The sequence below is a fragment of the Nonomuraea longispora genome, assembly GCF_004348345.1.
GTDB lineage: Bacteria > Actinomycetota > Actinomycetes > Streptosporangiales > Streptosporangiaceae > Nonomuraea > Nonomuraea longispora.
The window spans coordinates 1-16056 of sequence record NZ_SMJZ01000011.1 but is presented as its reverse complement, the minus strand read 5'-3'; the positions used below and the strand labels follow the sequence as shown (position 1 = coordinate 16056).

Sequence of the window (16056 nt, the reverse complement as noted above, 5' to 3'; positions counted from 1 at the left end):
CGTTCCCATGGTCCGCGCCCGCGGCGTGCGCAAACACTTCGGTCACCTGGAGGTGCTCAAGGGCATCGACCTGGAGGTGTGGCAGGGGGAGGTCGTGGTCGTCCTGGGGCCGTCCGGGTCGGGCAAGTCGACGTTCCTGCGCTGCGTCAACCACCTGGAGACCATCGACGGCGGCTCCATCCACGTCGACGGGGAGCTGATCGGGTTCGAGGCGTCCGGTGGCCGCGTACGGCACCTGCGCCGGCGGCAGGTCACCCGCCAGCGCAGGGAGATCGGCATGGTCTTCCAGCAGTTCAACCTCTTCCCGCACTACACCGTGGTGCAGAACGTCATCGAGGCCCCCGTCGGCGTCCGTGGCGAACCCCGCGACCAGGCCAAGGAGCGCGCGCACGCGCTGCTGCGCAGGGTCGGGCTGGAGGAGAAGGCGCACGTCTACCCCCGCCAGCTGTCCGGCGGGCAGCAGCAGCGCGTGGCCATCGCCCGCGCGCTGGCGATGCGGCCCAAGCTCATGTTGTTCGACGAGCCGACCAGCGCCCTCGACCCCGAGCTCGTCGGCGAGGTGCTCGCCGTGATGAAGGGCCTCGCGGAGGACGGCCTCACCATGATCGTGGTGACCCACGAGATCGGGTTCGCGCGGGAGGTGGCCGACCGGGTGGTGTTCATGGACGACGGCGTCGTGGTCGAGTCGGGCGTCCCCTCCGACGTGCTGGACCGCCCGCAAAGCCCGCGCACGAAGGCCTTTCTGGGGCGCGTACTCTGACCGGGTGGAGACCGAGCGACTGATCATGCGAAGGTGGCGCGAGAGCGACCACGTGCCCTTCGCGGCCATGAACGCCGACCCCGAGGTCATGGAGCACTTCCCCGCGACGCTCACCCGGGAACAGAGCGACACCATGGTCGGCCGGATCGAGGAGGGTTTCGACCGGCACGGCTTCGGGTTGTGGGCACTGGAGGTGCGCGGGAGCGGGCTCTTCATCGGCTTCGCCGGGCTGGTCTGGCAGAGGTTCGACGCCCCCTTCCTGCCCGCCGTCGAGGTCGGCTGGCGGCTGGCCCGCCCGGCGTGGGGGCACGGCTACGCCACCGAGGCGGCCGGGCGGGCCGTCACGTTCGCCTTCGCCGAGGCGGGGCTCGACGCCCTCATCTCCATGACGGCCGTGGGCAACGTGCGCTCGCGTGCCGTGATGGAGCGGCTCGGCATGACCCGCGACCCCGCCGAGGACTTCGACCACCCCGGCGTCCCCGAGGGCGGCCCGCTGCGCCGTCACGTCCTCTACCGGCTCAGGCGCGGAACCCCGTGAAGATGATCTCCAGCGTGCGGCCGCGCCGGAGATGGGCGAGGCCACGGTGCACGACACCGCCGACCCCGGCACGATCATCGTCGAGTACGCATTGGGGGCCGTCCTGCCCGGGACGGGGGAGGGTGTCGGCGTCCTTCATCGGCGTGCTCAGGGTCCGCGACGGGCGGATCATGCTGTGGCGCGAATACCAGGACGTGCTGCGGGTCGCCGCCGCCACCGGCCGCCTGCCCGACCTTCTCGCCTCGCTACCCGCCGCCTGACGACGGCGCAGGCAGTGCGCCTCGTGCCTTCCCCGTTCCGGCGCCGGAGAGCGAGTATCGTGATCGGCCCGTTCTTCCTGGCCGCGATGACGAGGTGACCGTGCACTTCCAGCATGCGAGTGAGATCTGGCGTGATTTTCCCGAGCTCGTCCCGGGGGTGATGTCCATGGCCGGCGTCACCGCCGACGTCCACGTGGACGACCGGCTCGCGAACTACGGTGAGATCGCCGCCAAGCGCCTGGCCACCTGCTCCGAGGGCGAGCTGCCGGAGATCCAGGCGTGGCGCCGGGCGTTCTCGGCGATGGGCCTGAAGCCGACGCGGTACCGCTGCGCGTCGGAGTCGCTGCTGCGCCGCTTCAGAAAGGAGGGCGCTCTGCCGCGGCTGCACCCGCTGATCGACCTGTGCAACGCGATGTCCCTCGCGTACGCGATCCCGGTGGCCGTCTTCGACGTCTCGCGGATCTCCTCCTGCGTCGAGGTCCGGTACGCGGCGGGCGACGAGACGTACGTGACCTTCTCCGGCGAGACGGAGCATCCGCCGCCCGGCGAGGTCGTCTTCGCCGACGCCGAGGCGATGGCGCACGCCCGCCGCTGGACCAACCGCCAGAGCGGCCACTCAGCCGTGCGCGGCACCACGAGCGACGTCCTGATCGTCGCGGAGGCCCTGCACGACACGGCCCGCGCCGACGTCGAGGCGCTCGTCGCCGCACTGGCCGGCGAGGCGCGCGACCTCTGGCCGGTCAGCCCGGAGCCCGCGGTCCTGACCGCCTCCTCACCGCGCTACAACTTCTGAGCGGTAAACGAAGCTCAGATCATTATTGGACGTTTAGGTTTTGACGGGACGTTTGGGTTTATAGAGGTAGCTGAGAATATCTGCATGGGTACGTCTGCTTCCATCCGAGCATCTGACGAGTGGGTGCCGGGTTCGGCTGATCTATCCATGAATGGAAACGAGCGCGTGAATACTAGAAGTCGGCAACCGCGAACGCCGCGCCATGGGCGGTTCGCGATACTAGCTCTGACCGGCGTCGTCGCCGGTGCCATGTTCCTTCCCGTGGGCCAAGGGGTGGCCAGCGCGAGCGCGGGTTACGTCGCCGTGGAGGCGGGAGGCCCGCCGTCCGCACCGGTTCGGCACGTCTCGAAGCCGAGGCGCGTCTCGAAGGAGAAGCCGATCCTGCGCAGCCCGCGCTGGCGCCCGCCGAAGATCGACATCATCGTCCACAACCTCAACCGCAACAAGAACAAGCATCGCCGCCACCACCGCGACGACGTCAGGGTCGAGCAGGTCCAGCCGCCGGTGGTCGAGAATGAGGACACCGAGCGCGAAGACCGCGACCACCGTGACTTCGACCACCGTGACTTCGACCACCGTGACCACGAGCGCGACGGCTTCGGCCACGACCGCGACGGCTGGTGGCCGATCGACGGTGATCTCACCGGATGGTGACTGCCAGGGCGGCTGACCCCAGGGCGGCGCTCGCCGCCACAGGTTGAGGCCCGCACGCAGGTCCCGCGGGAAAGGCCATCGACTGAGCAGCCGATGGCCTTTTCACGCGGCGCGCGTGATCGAGGTATACGGGTTCGGCTTCCTCGACACGATCGCCGCGCGCAACGTGCGCGGCTCCCAGGCCGCCGCGGGATAGCGCATCACCCCTGGTCCGACTCGCGTGGGCAGCAACGCCGGAGCATGCGCCGTTATTGACACCCGCCTGCGGGTTCCACCGTGGTGGCGCGTTCTCCAGCGACCTGGCGAGTTCTCCCTTCTCGACGCGAGTGGGCGCGGGATTCTCAACGGATGTGGCGGGGACAGGGCCCCACCCCCAGCCACCAAGAGCGGTTGCTGTGATGGGCCGCAAAGTGGCAGTGAGTAATGGCCACCGCGCCCGCGAGGTGCAGGACCAGCGCGAAGGCGACGATGCCCCCACGGCCCTTCCCACACGGCCCGACGTCGCGACCGGCGCCTGTTAAGGGGGCAGTTGGACCGGTTTTGGGGCGGATCCAGGATGGGCGTTACCCACGCCGGGTAGAGCTGACCGGTGACCGCACGAAACGGCAGACCGGCCGCGCACATGGAGCCGCGGCCCTGACACGCCAGCGACGCGACAGATCCCACCCGTCTCGAGCCGCGGGCCGCGACGGAACCTGCCCCCGGCCGACGGTGCTCACAGAGGCGTCCGGCGCAGCGCGGCCGTCCGCGCCGGCGAGGTCCATCCACGGAGGTCCATCCACGGAGGAGGCTCGCGCGACCGTATCCGCGGCAGGGTGTCCCCACGCGGAACTGGTGGAGCAGGTATCCGCTCGTAGACGGGGGAGAGGCGACGTCATGATCTCGTTTTTGCTCGCGGCCCAGCTCGGGCTGGCATCCGTGGTGTCCGCGCCCTCCCCGACGCCCATGCCATCGGAGTTGACCGACGCGCCCCGAGGTGGCTGCGCGTACACGCAGACAGGCGTGTACTGCAGCAACATCAACGGCATCGACGGCTACCTCAAGGCCAACTGCACCTGGCAGGGAGGCGGGGAGTTCTTGTGTGACAAGCCGCGCAAGCAGACCTGCACCAGCCCGGCCGACCAGGACACCGGCACGGCGGCCCTGGACTGCCGCCCGGTGGACGACTAGCACGATTCGGGGGAATGCTCGCCATGCTTCACCTGCGCACCATCATCGCCCGCGTCTTTCCTGCCGTCCTGGCCGGAGGCGCCGTCATCGCCATCGGTGGCCCGGCCGAGGCCGCGTCCGCCGGGGAGCCGCCGGCCCTGACCACGGGGAGCGCTCTGCCCACGGGGAGCGCCCTGCGCGTGCCCGGTACCCTCCGCGACAATTTCGCCTGCGGGCATGGGCCGGGCGGCCTCAAGATGACCATGCAGAGCGATCGGGAGATGGCCCAGGCGTGCGCCATGGCCGGCCAGGTCGCCAACGCCTACACCGCCGCGCCCCGGCAAGCCGGCGCCGATCGGGCCGTCTCGGTGACGGTCGACGGCGCGAGCTGGGCCTGCGTCCAGAAGAAGCAGGGCGACGACGACTACGTCGAATGCTCGCACGGCGGCGAGATGCTCTCACTGTCCACGTTCCACTCCGTGAGTTGAGCAGATCGCCGGGGTGAGGGGATCTCTGCGGTGAGGAGCTCCCGCATCCGTTCGATGCGGCCCGTGCCCGCGCTGAAAACCGCGTCTCGACTCGACTCCGGACCTATGGAGGGAGTGTTTCAGATGGACAGGATTTCGACCCGCGCCTCGATCGCGTTCATGGTGGCGGGGGCCTTGGCCACCGTCACCGTCGGCGGACTCGCCTCGGCCGCGTTCGCGAGCCGGCCGAGCGCCACCTCGCCTGCCGCCCACCTCGCCCCGGCGCTGGACCCGGCACCCGCCGATGCCGCCATCCGGGAGTACCAATGCGGCAGCCTCGGGCTGGCCGTGGTGGCGAACAGCTCCGAAGACAAGGAAGCCGCCTGCGAGACCGCCATGAAGGTGGCGAAAGCCGCCATCGAAGGCTCCCCTCCCGGCCCAGCAGGCGAAGCCGCCGGCCTGACGGTCGAGGTCGACGGGCAGACCTGGTGGTGCCGCGACCGCCAGAGCGACGAGGACGTGAACCCGCACGGCATGTGCGTGAACGGCAGCCGCGAGTCCGAAACGGTGCGCCTGTATTCGTGACCGTCCGAACGCGCTCCTGCGGGACTTCGCCCTCGACGACGCGATGCCCGGCACCGTCGCGACGGTGCCGGGCTCGACCGAGGTCGGCTACGACATCTAGGGCGACCACGCGGTCCTGGTCGCCCAGCGGCTGGTCCGGCTTCGGTTCAGCAACGGCGTGGAGAAGCGCGTTCCCGCTTCTGGGACGAGCTTTGCCGATGGCCTTCGGGTGTCAGGCCTGGATGGATCTCCAGGACTCCACAGTCGCTTCGGCAATGGTCTCGATGCGGTGTCCGTATGCCGGATGTCCATCAAATACGAAGCTGCCGTCCCTGACCGGGAGAGCGCAGAACGTAGCCCGGAAGTGCCCAGGCGGTCCGCCCGGCGGGAGCGGTGCGTATGCCGCCAATGGCGCCATGTCGTAGCCCGGCCTCGCCCCGTGCTTGTTCCGCGCTACCTGACGGGCCGCCACGCGAAGCAGCGCGTCAAGGCCCTGGTCCACGTAAAGCTGCAGCTGGCGGAACTGACCGTCGAGGTACTTCTCATGAGCTCTGGAAGGATGCTGCACGAGATACGCACAGACCACCAGCGCGTGCCACCTGTACATCCGGGCATCGGCCTGCTCTTCGGAGAGAATGGCATGGTAGTAGTCCACGCATGTGCCCAACGGGCCGGCAACTGCACCGCACTCGCACCGATCCACGACAGGGCTGTCCGCCATGATCTGCACCATAGGCGGCCAGTAGCAGCGCTGTCGACGAGATTTCGGCGCCGGTACATGTCCATACGAACGACCTGGCCTACCTTGCCGCCATGGTCCTCTGGACCAGCTCTTGGCGAAGCGCGCCCCAGCGACACAAGAGAAGCGGATTCGTGATCGCATGTGTGATCATGAAGCCACCTCTGTTTGATCTACTCCGCCAACAGTGTCCCTTCGGGAGGGGCGGGGCGTTCTCGGCCAGCGGATGAAAGTGCACCGCCAGCGCAAGCCGGGGGCGCGGATAGACAGCGGTGGATGGTACGACTAGGGCGGTGAAGAGGAAGGGTTGTGTATGGACGTCTTACAGCACTGTGTGGACTACGATGTGATCGGCTCCGGTAAGTTCAGCTCCGCCGCAGTCATCGGGCTGGACGGCGAACTCCTGGCTGCGTCCGAGGGGTACGCGCCCAGCCCCCAGGAGCGGCACGCAATCGTCGATGGATTCGAGGACCTCTCGCGGGTCGAGGCCGCCGGCCTGAAGCTGTGCGGCCAGAAGTTCTTCTTCATCTCGTTCACCGGTCGCTCCCTCTACCTCAAGAGGGGACCCGACGGCGCGATCGTGGTGAAGATCAAACGAAGTATCATCGTCGCGCAGTATGTCGCCCCGATACAGGCACCCGAAGCAGGCCCCATCCTCGAGTCCATTGCCGACGAACTGATCAGCGCTGGGTACTGATCACAGAGCAGGGCGGATGCGGGAGGTCGTCGCGTACACCACGTGGCCACACTGGTCGCGGGATAGCGGCACGTGCGGCCTGACCTTCCGCACGGATTCCCACGTGCGTCTGCACCGGGATCGGGCGCGGTGCGCGAATACGGTTCCCCTCCCGGCGTGCACGGCCCGGATCGTCGTTCACCCTCCCGGTCGTTGATCGCCTCAGAGCTTCGTGGCGACCGGATGCGGAGTCGTCACCACGGACGCCCTTCGTCGCGTGCTGCTGCAGGACCTGGACCAGCCGCTCCGGCTTGTCCAGGTGTTCGAGAACTTCAACCGCCGCGAACCGGTCGAAGTCTCTGGATGGCGTCCACTGGTTCAGGTCGACGCCGGGCGAGCCAGGCATCCACAGGCACGTACCTGCCTTGCCATCCCCAGTCGACCCGCAGGCACACGTCCAGCTCCGTCCATCCCGCTCCCACAGCTACGAGGATGAGCAGGACGGCCCGGCACCGAAATCGGTGCCGGGCCGTTCTGTTCGGTCTCTGTTCGGGCGGACGTTGCCCAGCAACTGCAAACGACGACAACTAACGACAAGGTTTTCCCAGCTCAGCGCCCGTTTCCCGGAAGATCGACGAGGCCGGGAAACCGCGCCGTCACACGTCGTAGTAGAGCTCGAACTCGTGCGGGTGCGGGCGCAGCCGGATCGGGTCGACCTCGTTCTCGCGCTTGTACGCCACCCACGTCTCGATCAGGTCGGGCGTGAACACGCCGCCCTCGAGCAGGTAGTCGTGGTCGTCCTCCAGCGCGTTGAGCACGTCGGTGAGCGAGCCGGGCACCTGCGGCACCTGGCGGGCCTCCTCCGGCGGGAGCTCGTAGAGATCCTTGTCGACCGGCTCCGGCGGTTCGATCTTGTTGCGGATGCCGTCTACGCCGGCCATCATCATCGCCGAGAACGCGAAGTAGGGGTTGCACGACGGGTCGGGCACCCGGAACTCGATGCGCTTGGCCTTCGGGTTGGAGCCCGTGATCGGGATGCGTACGCAGGCCGAGCGGTTGCGCTGGGAGTAGACCAGGTTGACCGGGGCCTCGTAGCCGGGCACCAGACGGTGGTAGGAGTTGACCGTCGGGTTGGTGAAGGCCAGGAGCGACGGCGCGTGCTTGAGCAGGCCGCCGATGTAGTAGCGGGCGGTGTCGGACAGGCCCGCGTAGCCGACCTCGTCGTAGAAGAGCGGCGAGCCGTCCTTCCACAGCGACTGGTGGCAGTGCATGCCGGAGCCGTTGTCACCGAAGATCGGCTTGGGCATGAACGTGACCGTGTGGCCGTATTCGAGCGCCGTGCTCTTGATGATGTACTTGTACAGCATCAGGTTGTCGGCGGTCCTGAGCAGCGTGCCGAACTTGAAGTCGATCTCCGCCTGACCGGCCGTGCCGACCTCGTGGTGCTGCATCTCGACCTCGATGCCGCACTCGATGAGGTTGCGCACCATCTCGGAGCGCAGGTCGGTGAAGTGGTCCATCGGCGGCACCGGGAAATAGCCGCCCTTGTAACGCGGCTTGTAACCGAGGTTGCCGCCCTCGGTCGCCTTGCCGGTGTTCCAGGCGCCCTCGATCGAGTCGATGTAGTAGTAGCCGGCGTTCTGCCTCGTCTCGAAGCGCACGTCGTCAAAGATGTAGAACTCGGCCTCGGGGCCGAAATAGACCGTGTCGGCGATGCCGGTGCCCTTGAGATATTCCTCGGCCTTGCGCGCGACGTTGCGCGGGTCACGGCTGTAGGCCTCGCCGGTCAGCGGGTCGTGCACGAAGAAGTTGATGTTGAGCGTCTTGTGCTGCCGGAACGGGTCGACCACGGCGCTGGTCGGGTCGGGCAGCAGCAGCATGTCGGACTCGTGGATCGCCTGGAATCCACGGATCGACGATCCGTCGAACATGAGTCCGTCGGTGAAGACGCTCGCACTGAAGTTCTCTACCGGAAAGGTGAAGTGGTGAGTCGTCCCCGGCAGGTCGGTGAACCTGACATCGACGAACTGCACCCCTTCGTCACTGATGAACTTCAGGACGTCGTCGGCGGAGTTGAACACTCTCGAACCTCCCTGGGGACTGGCTATCACGCCGACGCTAGAACTCGGCCGTTTCCACCCGGTGTCTCGATTGTTTCGCACGTGTTACGCGGAGTCACGTGGGCTTCGACGCCTCGCACTGTCCGTGTGCCGGACGGGACGTCCTCCAGCGCGTACGGGTCCGGACACGCCGGTGGGCGGCTCGGCCGTCTTGAGGAAAGCTGCGGGGTCGCCGCCGAACAGCGTCCGCCTGTCGAGGCAGGCAGCGCCCGCGTCCGCTTCAGGCTTCCCGGGATCCGGGCCGTCCGGGGACGACGGCCATGCACCCGGTGGGGACCAGCACCGTGACGCGGCCGGGTCACGAAGCGGACCGCCTCATCGGGCGGCTACCGTTGACTCCATGAGCGGCAAGGAACCTCGGTGGACACAGACGTGGCTGGGCGGGCTCCGCTCCGCCGGGGTCGATCTCGGATACCCGGGTGAGCGCCTCGGGCTGCCGGAGGAGGGCAGCGGGTCGATCGCCGGCTGGGGCCGCAGGATCGCCGCGCTCGTCATCGACTGGATGATCTGCACGTGGGTCGTCGTGCAGTTGCTGTTCGGGATGAACCCGGCCGAGTCGCCGTGGGCGCCGGCGCTCGCCTTCGCCGTGCAGTATCTGCTCCTGGTCGGCCTCATGGGGCAGACCTTCGGGCACCGTCTGGCGGGCATCAGGGTCGCCGCAATGGACGGCGGCGATCCGCGGCTGCTGCCCGTGCTGGTGCGCACCGTGCTGCTCGCCCTGGCCCTGCCTGCCCTGATCTGGGACCGCGACCACCGAGGGGTGCACGACCGCGTGTCCAACACCATGGTCGTGCGCATGTGAGCAAGCAAAAGCCTTACCGGGTAGGTAATTGAACTCGGTATGGTTTATGCTGTCCGCATGATGATGGCGGGGCTCAGGGAGCGGAAGAAGGAGCAGACGCGCCGGCGCATCTCCCAGGTGGCGCTGCGGCTGTTCGACGAGCGTGGTTACGATCAGGTGACCGTCAACGAGATCGCCGAGGCGGCCGGAGTCGCCAAGGTGACGCTGTTCAGCTATTTCCCCACCAAGGAGTGCCTGGCCACCGACGGGGTGCAGGACGACATGGCCGCCGTCGTGACCGGCCGCCCTGAGGGGTGCTCGCCGATCGGGGCCCTGCGCGCGCACTGCCGGGCGACGGCCGTGCCGTTGGCCAAGGACATGGACGTCGAGACGCTGATCACCAGGATTCGCGTGATCTCGTCCAACCCCGCCCTGCTGGCCGCGGTGCACGGAGCTCAGATGAGCCAGCGTCACGAGCTGGCCGCGGCCCTCGCGGACGGCCGTGAGCCGGATCTGACGGCGCACCTGATGGCCGCGCAGATCACCGCCGCCATCACCACCCTCCAGGAGGCCTTCTTCCATCGGCTCGCCGCGGACGCGTCGCTGGAGCAGGCGGCCGGCCGGTTGGCCGCAGACGTCGAGGTGGCCTTCGACCTCCTGGAGCACGGGCTGACGCACGTAAAAGGAGAAGCATGAAGAAGGGCATCAACTATGACACGGGGTTCCTCCCGGGCGACGACCTGAGCCGCAGGTCGTTCGACCTCGAAGACGTCGAGCGCGACATGCGCACCATCGCCCGCGACCTGCGCTGCGACTCGGTCCGCGTCTCCGGCCGCGACCCCGGGCGCATCACCGCCGCCGCCGAACGCGCCGTCGCGGCCGGCCTGGAGGTCTGGTACGCCCCCTTCCCCGTCGACCTGACGGAGGACGAGATGCTGGCGCTGTTCACCGAGTCGGCCGAGCGTGCCGAGGCCCTGCGCCGCGCCGGCGGCGACGTGGTGCTGGTCACCGGCTGCGAGCTCACCGTCTTCGGCCACGGTTTCATGGAGGGGGCGGCCTACCGCGACCGGCTCGACACGATCATGACCGCCGACGTGCAGTGGTGGACGACGCTCATGCAGGTCATGCCGCGCTTCAACGCCTACCTGGCGAAGGTGGCCGAGACCGTGCGGCCGAGGTTCGGAGGCCGGCTCAGCTACGCCGCCGGGCCGTGGGAGCCGGTCGACTGGGCGCCGTTCGACGTGGCGGGCGTGGACGCCTACCGCGCGGCGTACAACGCGCACGACTTCACCGGCGAGCTGCGGGCGCACTTCAAGCAGGGCAAGCCGGTCGCGGTCACCGAGTTCGGCACCTGCCCCTACCAGGGGGCGGGCGAGCGGGGCGGCTCGGCCTGGGTGGTGCCGGAAGGCGCGGTGCGCGACGAGGGGGAGCAGGTCCGCTATTACACCGAACTGATGGACATCTTCGAGCAGGAGGGCGTCGACACCGCCCTGTGGTTCACCTTCGCCGCCTACAACAGGACCGGCGAGGACGACCTCGGCTCCTACGGCGTGGTCAGGATGCTCGACGAGAAGAGGTGGAAGCCCAAGGAGATCTTCCACACCATGGCCGCTAGGAACGCGAGCAGCTGAAGATGGCCGTGCCCGGGAGGTGACGGCCGCGCAGCGGGCTCCAGCCGCCCCACACCCGCTCGTGCCCCTCGGGCCATTCGGGCTCCAGCAGCCCGGTGACGGTCAGCCCCGACTCCACCAGCAGATTCACCCAGTCGCCCATCGTGCGGTGGTGCTCGGCGTACGTCACGGCGCCGTGCTCGTCGCGCTCCACGTAGGGGGAGCGGTCGAAGTACGGCCGGTCGGACGTGAGACCGCGCGGCCCGGGATCGTCGGGGAACGCCCACCGGACGGGATGGCTCACCGAGAACACGAACCGGCCGCCCGGCCGCAGCACCCTGCGCACCTCGCGGAACACGGCGAGGGGATCGGCCGCGAACGGCAGCGCTCCGTACGCCGAGCAGGCCAGGTCGAAGGAGCCTGCGGCGAACGGCAGCGACTCGGCGTCGGCCTGGAGCACGGGAACGCGCAGGCCGGTGCCGAGGTCGATGCGCCTGGCGTGGAGCAACTGCCGGTAAGAAAGGTCGAACGCGGCGACCTCGGCACCCTGTGACACCAGCCACCGGGCGCACTGCGCCGCCCCGCAGCCGATCTCCAGCACCCGCCGGCCCCGCACCTCTCCGAGCAGGTGCGCGTCGGCCTCGTCCACACCTTCAGGGCACCAGACGAACCCGCTGTCGCGCAGGAAGCCGCCGTGCTCGGCCTGGTAGTCGTCGGCGTTGCCGTCCCACCAGCCGCGATTGGCCCGCGAGGAGACCGACGACACTAGCGCATCTTGGGGCCGCGCGGCATGCGGGCGCCCTTGGGCATCGGCCCCTTGGGCATCGGCATGTTCTTCGGGAGTGACCGCAGGCGGTCCTTGACCTCGTTGACCGCGGGCTTCTTCAGGTTGCGCGGCAGCTTCATGATGTGGCGCTGCAACTTGCTGATCGGCACCTGGCCTTCGCCGTCGCCGCACTGGATGTCGTAGATCTCGACGCCCAGCACCACCCGCGCGACCCGCTTCTTCTCCGCCGCCAGCATCTTCGCCACCCGGTTGCCCGGCCCCTCCGACACCAGCACGACGCCCGGATAGCCCACCACGAGGTGGATGAGGTCCTGGTCGCGGTTGACCGCGATGGCCGGGGTGACCTGCCAGTTGCCCCGCATGCCCTCCAGCACCGCCGCCGCGGCGCCCGTCTGGCCGTGCAGGATCGAATATTGCGCCTTCTGCGCCAGCTGGCCGAACACCACCAGCCCGACGGTGAACGCGGCCAGCACGCCGATGAACACCGAATACCACAAGTAGTCCGTGACCAGGCCGATCACGACGACCACGGCCAGCGTGCCCACCGCCGAAAGGAAGACGATCGGCATCCCCTTGGGATTGGCCTGCTTGATGATCTTCGCGATCATGCGGAGCTGCTTGATGCGCCCCGGCTTCTCTGGGTCCTCGGACTTTGCCATGCTCAGAAGGATACAAACCAACTGGTGCAGGAGGGAAAACGCGGCCCGGCCATTTTCGCTTCCGGTCTGGATCGTGACCTTGGCCGCCCGCCGGCTCGCCCTCCACCGCCTGCCCGCGCGAGCCATGCACGGGGACCGGCCTCGCCGTTGCGCACGAGCGCCGGCTGGGTGCGCGTCGCCGGCCGGCGGGCAGCCGGTTGCCCGGCCCCAGCACGTCCACCTCGGGGGCGAGAGTGTCCGCGACCGCCTCCACCGGCGCCCAGGACGGCGCGGCCACCGCCCTGCGCTCCTGTCCGGAACAGCCGGTACGGGTGATGGACGGCGACGGTGGCTGGTAAGCCGCTGGTGCGGATGAGAACGCCCGTGCCTCGTGGTCCTCCCGTCGGCGGCCCGGCCGTGCGGCCATGCAGGTCATGCTGACAGCCGCCGGACACGGCGGGGCCCCGGGCGGCGCGCACCCGGGGCCCCGTCTGTGCCGATCAAGCGGTCTGGCGTGCCTCGATGGCCTGCTTGTAGAGCCTGCCCGCCCGGTAGGACGAGCGGACCAGCGGACCGGACAGCACACCGGCGAACCCGATGGTCTCGGCCTCGGCCTGCAGCTCGACGAACTCCTCCGGCTTCACCCATCGCTCCACCGGGTGGTGGCGCGGCGTGGGCCGCAGGTATTGGGTGATCGTCAGCAGGTCGGTGCCGGCGGCGTGGAGGTCGCGCATGGCCTCGGTGATCTCTTCCCGCGTCTCGCCCATGCCCAGGATCAGGTTGGACTTGGTGACCAGTCCGGCCTCGCGGGCCGTCGTGATCACCTGGAGGGAACGCTCGTAGCGGAAGGCCGGGCGGATGCGCTTGAAGATCCGCGGCACCGTCTCGACGTTGTGCGCGAACACCTCAGGCTTGCTGGAGAAGACCTCCTCCAGCTGGTCGCGGTTGCCGTTGAAGTCGGGCACCAGCAGCTCGACGCCGCAGCCGGGCAGCAGCGCGTGGATCTGCCGCGCGGTCTCGGCGTAGAGCCAGGCGCCGCCGTCGGGCAGGTCGTCGCGGGCCACGCCCGTGACGGTCGCGTAGCGCAGGCCCATCTGCTGGACGGACTCGGCCACCCTGCGCGGCTCGTCGCGGTCGTATTCCTTGGGTTTGCCCGTGTCGATCTGGCAGAAGTCGCAGCGGCGCGTGCACTGGTCGCCGCCGATGAGGAAGGTCGCCTCGCGGTCTTCCCAGCACTCGTAGATGTTGGGGCAGCCCGCCTCTTCACAGACCGTGTGCAGGCCCTCCCGGCGCACCAGCGACTTGAGCTCGGTGTATTCGGGGCCCGTCTTGAGCTTGGTCTTGATCCACGGGGGCTTGCGCTCGATAGGGGTTTCGGCGTTGCGCACCTCCAGGCGGAGGAGCTTTCGGCCTTCAGGAGCAACGGTCACGTTCTCAGCTTACGTCTCCCGCGAAGCGCGCCGTCCGAGGGGGCGTACGCGCTCACGTGACCAGGCCGAACCCGCCGATCGCCCGCGTTGCGGCCGGGGCGCGGCCCTCGTCGGCAGGCCAGGGTCGCGGGGCGCGGCCAGGTCCACGACCGCCACCGTCGCGGGGCGCTCGACGCCCGCCCGACGGCCGCGCACCGGGGAACCCGGGATGATCCACGGGCGTGACGCCGGCGTTCCCGGCACGGTCAGGTGCCGGTCCGGTCACCGGCGGAGCAGGTCTTCCTCGTGCAGGTCGTACGGCTCCATGCCGAGCGCCTCGGCCAGCCGCTTCTCCGCGATCGGCATGACCTCCTCGACCACGATGCGCCGGCCAGTCTCCGCCGACAACGAGGAGACGCCCACGCCGGGGATGCCGCACGGCGCGATGCGGTTGAACCAGCGCGGGTCGTTGGCGCAGTTGAGGGCGAAGCCGTGCATGGTGACGCCGCGCGTGACCCGCAGCCCGACCGCGCCGAGCTGGCGGTCGGGCAGGCCGAGAGTGGGGTCGCCGACCGCCCAGACGCCGCCGCGTCCGCGTATGCGCCTGGCCGTGACGCCGAAGTCGGCGCAGATCTGGATCATCACGTCTTCCAGGCGGCAGGCGTAGGCGACCACGTCGGTGATTGCCACGATGGGGTAGGCGACGAGCTGCCCTGGGCCGTGCCAGGTGAGCCGGCCACCCCGGTCGACGTCGATGACCGGGGTGCCGTCGGCAGGCCGCTCGTGCGGGGCGGTGCGCTTGCCCGCGGTGTAGACGGGCGCGTGCTCCAGGAGCAGGACGGTGTCGGTCAGCGCGCCGGCGACCCGTTTGTCGTGCACCCAGCGCTGCAGCGACCAGGCCTGCTCGTAGGGGACGTCGACACCTAGGCGGACGATGGCGAGTGCGTGGGGATCGTCCCCGTGGATGGGGCGCATGAGCCTATTGTGCCGTTCCCGAACCTTCGAAGGGTAATCAGGGGGTCAGCAACCGTGGCTCGATCCTGACCTCCTTGACCCCGCTGGCGCCGTCGTGCTCCAGCTTGTACGCGTAGCCGGCCGGCTCGACGGTCACGGCCTGGATGAACTCGGTGCCCACGTAGTGCAGCCCCACGCCCTCGTCGGCGGCGTAACCGCCGGGCAGTTCGCCGTCGGCCACCGACCTCTGCAGCAGCTCGCGGCGCTGCGGGTCGGAGTCGTAGTGGACGCCGCACGAGTAGGGCAGCAGGGCCATGCCCTCGGCCCACACCTGCAGTTCGGGGCCGAAGGAGTCGGTGTTGCCCCCGACGTGCCAGCACAACGCGCCCGCGCTCTGTCCGGACAGCACCACGCCCGCCTGCCACGCCTCGGCGAACGCTTCGTCGAGGCCGTGCAGCCGCCACAGCGCCATGAGGTTGGCGACGCTGCCGCCGCTGACGTAGATCATGTCCTGTTCGAGCATCCAGGCCCGGGGATCGGCCACGTTCGGCATCGGGAAGACCGTCAGGTGGCTCAGCTCGACGTCCCAGCCGGCGAAGGCGCCGTACATCTTGAGCAGCCAGTCGCTCGAGTCGCCGAGCGCCGTGGCGACCAGGCCGAGCTTCGGGCGGTCCTGTCCGGTCAGGTCGAGACCGTAGCGCAGCAGCGGGCTCGCCTCGATGAAGCTGTAGCGGCTGCTCGGGCGGAACGATCCACCGCCGATGGCGAGGATGTGCGACTGTCCTGACCGGCTCATGTCAAGGTTCTCCCGACGTGCTGAAAGAAGTGGAACGGCATCCTAGAGTACGGCGCTGAGCGCCTCGTCGAGACTGGTATGCGCGAAGCGGTAGCCCGAGGCGGTCAGCTTCGCCGGCAGGATCCGGTGGCCCGGGAGCAGCGCCTCGCGGGCGAACTCGCCGAGCCCCGCGGACAGCGCGAACGCCGGCACGGGGATCGGCATCGTGCTTCTGCGCAGGGTTTTCCCGAGTGTCCTCGTGAACTCGGCGTTGGTGACGGGGGAGGGCGAGGTGAAGTTGACCGGCCCCTCCACATCCTGATTTTTCAGGACATGTAGTGCGGCTCCCACCCAGTCGTCCACGCTGATCCACGACCAGTAC

General features: G+C 69.0%; 20 protein-coding genes. 12 read left to right on the top strand and 8 right to left on the bottom strand.

The genetic code is table 11. From position 1 onward, the window contains the following. The first annotated feature begins 7 nt into the window (after positions 1–7). The 8 genes from E1267_RS05060 (at position 8) to E1267_RS05025 (ending at position 5206) form a co-directional block, all read left to right on the top strand. Positions 8–760, top strand: a complete 753-nt coding sequence (locus E1267_RS05060) for an amino acid ABC transporter ATP-binding protein (RefSeq protein ID WP_132330370.1) — start codon at positions 8–10, stop codon at positions 758–760. 4 nt (positions 761–764) lie between these two features. Next, complete coding sequence (locus E1267_RS05055) at positions 765–1298, top strand: GNAT family N-acetyltransferase (RefSeq protein ID WP_246063480.1); 534 nt, start codon at positions 765–767, stop codon at positions 1296–1298. A 122-nt stretch (positions 1299–1420) separates the two neighbouring features. Then, a complete protein-coding gene (locus E1267_RS46175) occupies positions 1421–1558 on the top strand; it encodes a limonene-1,2-epoxide hydrolase family protein (RefSeq protein WP_246063478.1) in 138 nt (45 codons plus the stop codon). A gap of 100 nt (positions 1559–1658) precedes the next feature. Continuing rightward, the gene (locus E1267_RS05045; RefSeq protein WP_132330260.1) at positions 1659–2351 is read left to right on the top strand and encodes a B3/B4 domain-containing protein; all 693 of its coding nucleotides are present in this window, start codon (positions 1659–1661) and stop codon (positions 2349–2351) included. A gap of 261 nt (positions 2352–2612) precedes the next feature. Next, positions 2613–3005, top strand: a complete 393-nt coding sequence (locus E1267_RS05040) for a hypothetical protein (protein WP_132330258.1) — start codon at positions 2613–2615, stop codon at positions 3003–3005. Between the two features lie 876 nt (positions 3006–3881). Further along, positions 3882–4175: a hypothetical protein gene (locus E1267_RS05035; RefSeq protein ID WP_132330256.1), complete on the top strand. Its 294-nt coding sequence runs from the start codon at positions 3882–3884 to the stop codon at positions 4173–4175. A 14-nt stretch (positions 4176–4189) separates the two neighbouring features. Beyond that, positions 4190–4642, top strand: a complete 453-nt coding sequence (locus tag E1267_RS05030; RefSeq protein ID WP_132330254.1) for a hypothetical protein — start codon at positions 4190–4192, stop codon at positions 4640–4642. Between the two features lie 123 nt (positions 4643–4765). Beyond that, positions 4766–5206 carry a hypothetical protein gene (locus tag E1267_RS05025; protein ID WP_132330252.1) on the top strand — a complete coding sequence of 147 codons (441 nt, stop codon included), beginning with the start codon at positions 4766–4768 and terminating at the stop codon, positions 5204–5206. 211 nt (positions 5207–5417) lie between these two features. On the opposite strand, the gene E1267_RS05020 is transcribed toward E1267_RS05025, so the two are convergent. Beyond that, on the bottom strand, positions 5418–5918 hold the full coding sequence (locus E1267_RS05020; protein ID WP_132330250.1) for a DUF5946 family protein: 501 nt from the start codon (positions 5916–5918) through the stop codon (positions 5418–5420). Between the two features lie 319 nt (positions 5919–6237). On the opposite strand from E1267_RS05020, the gene E1267_RS05015 reads away from it, so the two are divergent. Next, positions 6238–6621 (top strand): profilin, encoded by a 384-nt coding sequence (locus E1267_RS05015; RefSeq protein WP_132330248.1) that lies wholly within the window; start codon positions 6238–6240, stop codon positions 6619–6621. Between the two features lie 635 nt (positions 6622–7256). On the opposite strand, the gene glnA is transcribed toward E1267_RS05015, so the two are convergent. Next, a complete protein-coding gene (gene glnA, locus E1267_RS05010; RefSeq protein ID WP_132330246.1) occupies positions 7257–8681 on the bottom strand; it encodes a type I glutamate--ammonia ligase in 1425 nt (474 codons plus the stop codon). A gap of 379 nt (positions 8682–9060) precedes the next feature. Between glnA and E1267_RS05005 the strand changes: the two genes are divergently transcribed. Genes E1267_RS05005 through E1267_RS04995 form a run of 3 tightly spaced genes read left to right on the top strand, consistent with a single transcriptional unit; the run spans position 9061 to position 11132 of the window. Continuing rightward, positions 9061–9522, top strand: coding sequence for an RDD family protein (locus E1267_RS05005; RefSeq protein WP_132330244.1), 462 nt, complete (start codon positions 9061–9063; stop codon positions 9520–9522). Positions 9523–9579: 57 nt separating this feature from the next. Continuing rightward, a complete protein-coding gene (locus E1267_RS05000) occupies positions 9580–10197 on the top strand; it encodes a TetR/AcrR family transcriptional regulator (protein WP_246063476.1) in 618 nt (205 codons plus the stop codon). Beyond that, positions 10194–11132 carry a glycoside hydrolase family 113 protein gene (locus E1267_RS04995; protein WP_132330242.1) on the top strand — a complete coding sequence of 313 codons (939 nt, stop codon included), beginning with the start codon at positions 10194–10196 and terminating at the stop codon, positions 11130–11132. Before E1267_RS05000 ends, E1267_RS04995 begins: the two co-directional genes overlap by 4 nt. Here E1267_RS04995 and E1267_RS04990 read toward each other — a convergent pair. The 6 genes from E1267_RS04990 to E1267_RS04965 form a co-directional block, all read right to left on the bottom strand. Next, the gene (locus tag E1267_RS04990) at positions 11113–11877 is read right to left on the bottom strand and encodes a class I SAM-dependent methyltransferase (protein WP_132330240.1); all 765 of its coding nucleotides are present in this window, start codon (positions 11875–11877) and stop codon (positions 11113–11115) included. The genes E1267_RS04995 and E1267_RS04990 overlap by 20 nt on opposite strands. Next, complete coding sequence (locus tag E1267_RS04985) at positions 11877–12557, bottom strand: DUF4191 domain-containing protein (protein ID WP_132330238.1); 681 nt, start codon at positions 12555–12557, stop codon at positions 11877–11879. Before E1267_RS04985 ends, E1267_RS04990 begins: the two co-directional genes overlap by 1 nt. A 479-nt stretch (positions 12558–13036) precedes the next feature. Then, positions 13037–13966, bottom strand: coding sequence for a lipoyl synthase (gene lipA / locus E1267_RS04980; RefSeq protein WP_132330236.1), 930 nt, complete (start codon positions 13964–13966; stop codon positions 13037–13039). Positions 13967–14227: 261 nt separating this feature from the next. Next, positions 14228–14920 (bottom strand): lipoyl(octanoyl) transferase LipB, encoded by a 693-nt coding sequence (gene lipB, locus E1267_RS04975; protein WP_132330234.1) that lies wholly within the window; start codon positions 14918–14920, stop codon positions 14228–14230. Positions 14921–14957: 37 nt separating this feature from the next. Beyond that, positions 14958–15695: a Type 1 glutamine amidotransferase-like domain-containing protein gene (locus E1267_RS04970; RefSeq protein WP_132330232.1), complete on the bottom strand. Its 738-nt coding sequence runs from the start codon at positions 15693–15695 to the stop codon at positions 14958–14960. A gap of 42 nt (positions 15696–15737) precedes the next feature. Further along, a partial coding sequence (locus E1267_RS04965; RefSeq protein ID WP_132330230.1) for a DUF1731 domain-containing protein occupies positions 15738–16056 on the bottom strand: 319 nt, incomplete at its 5' end.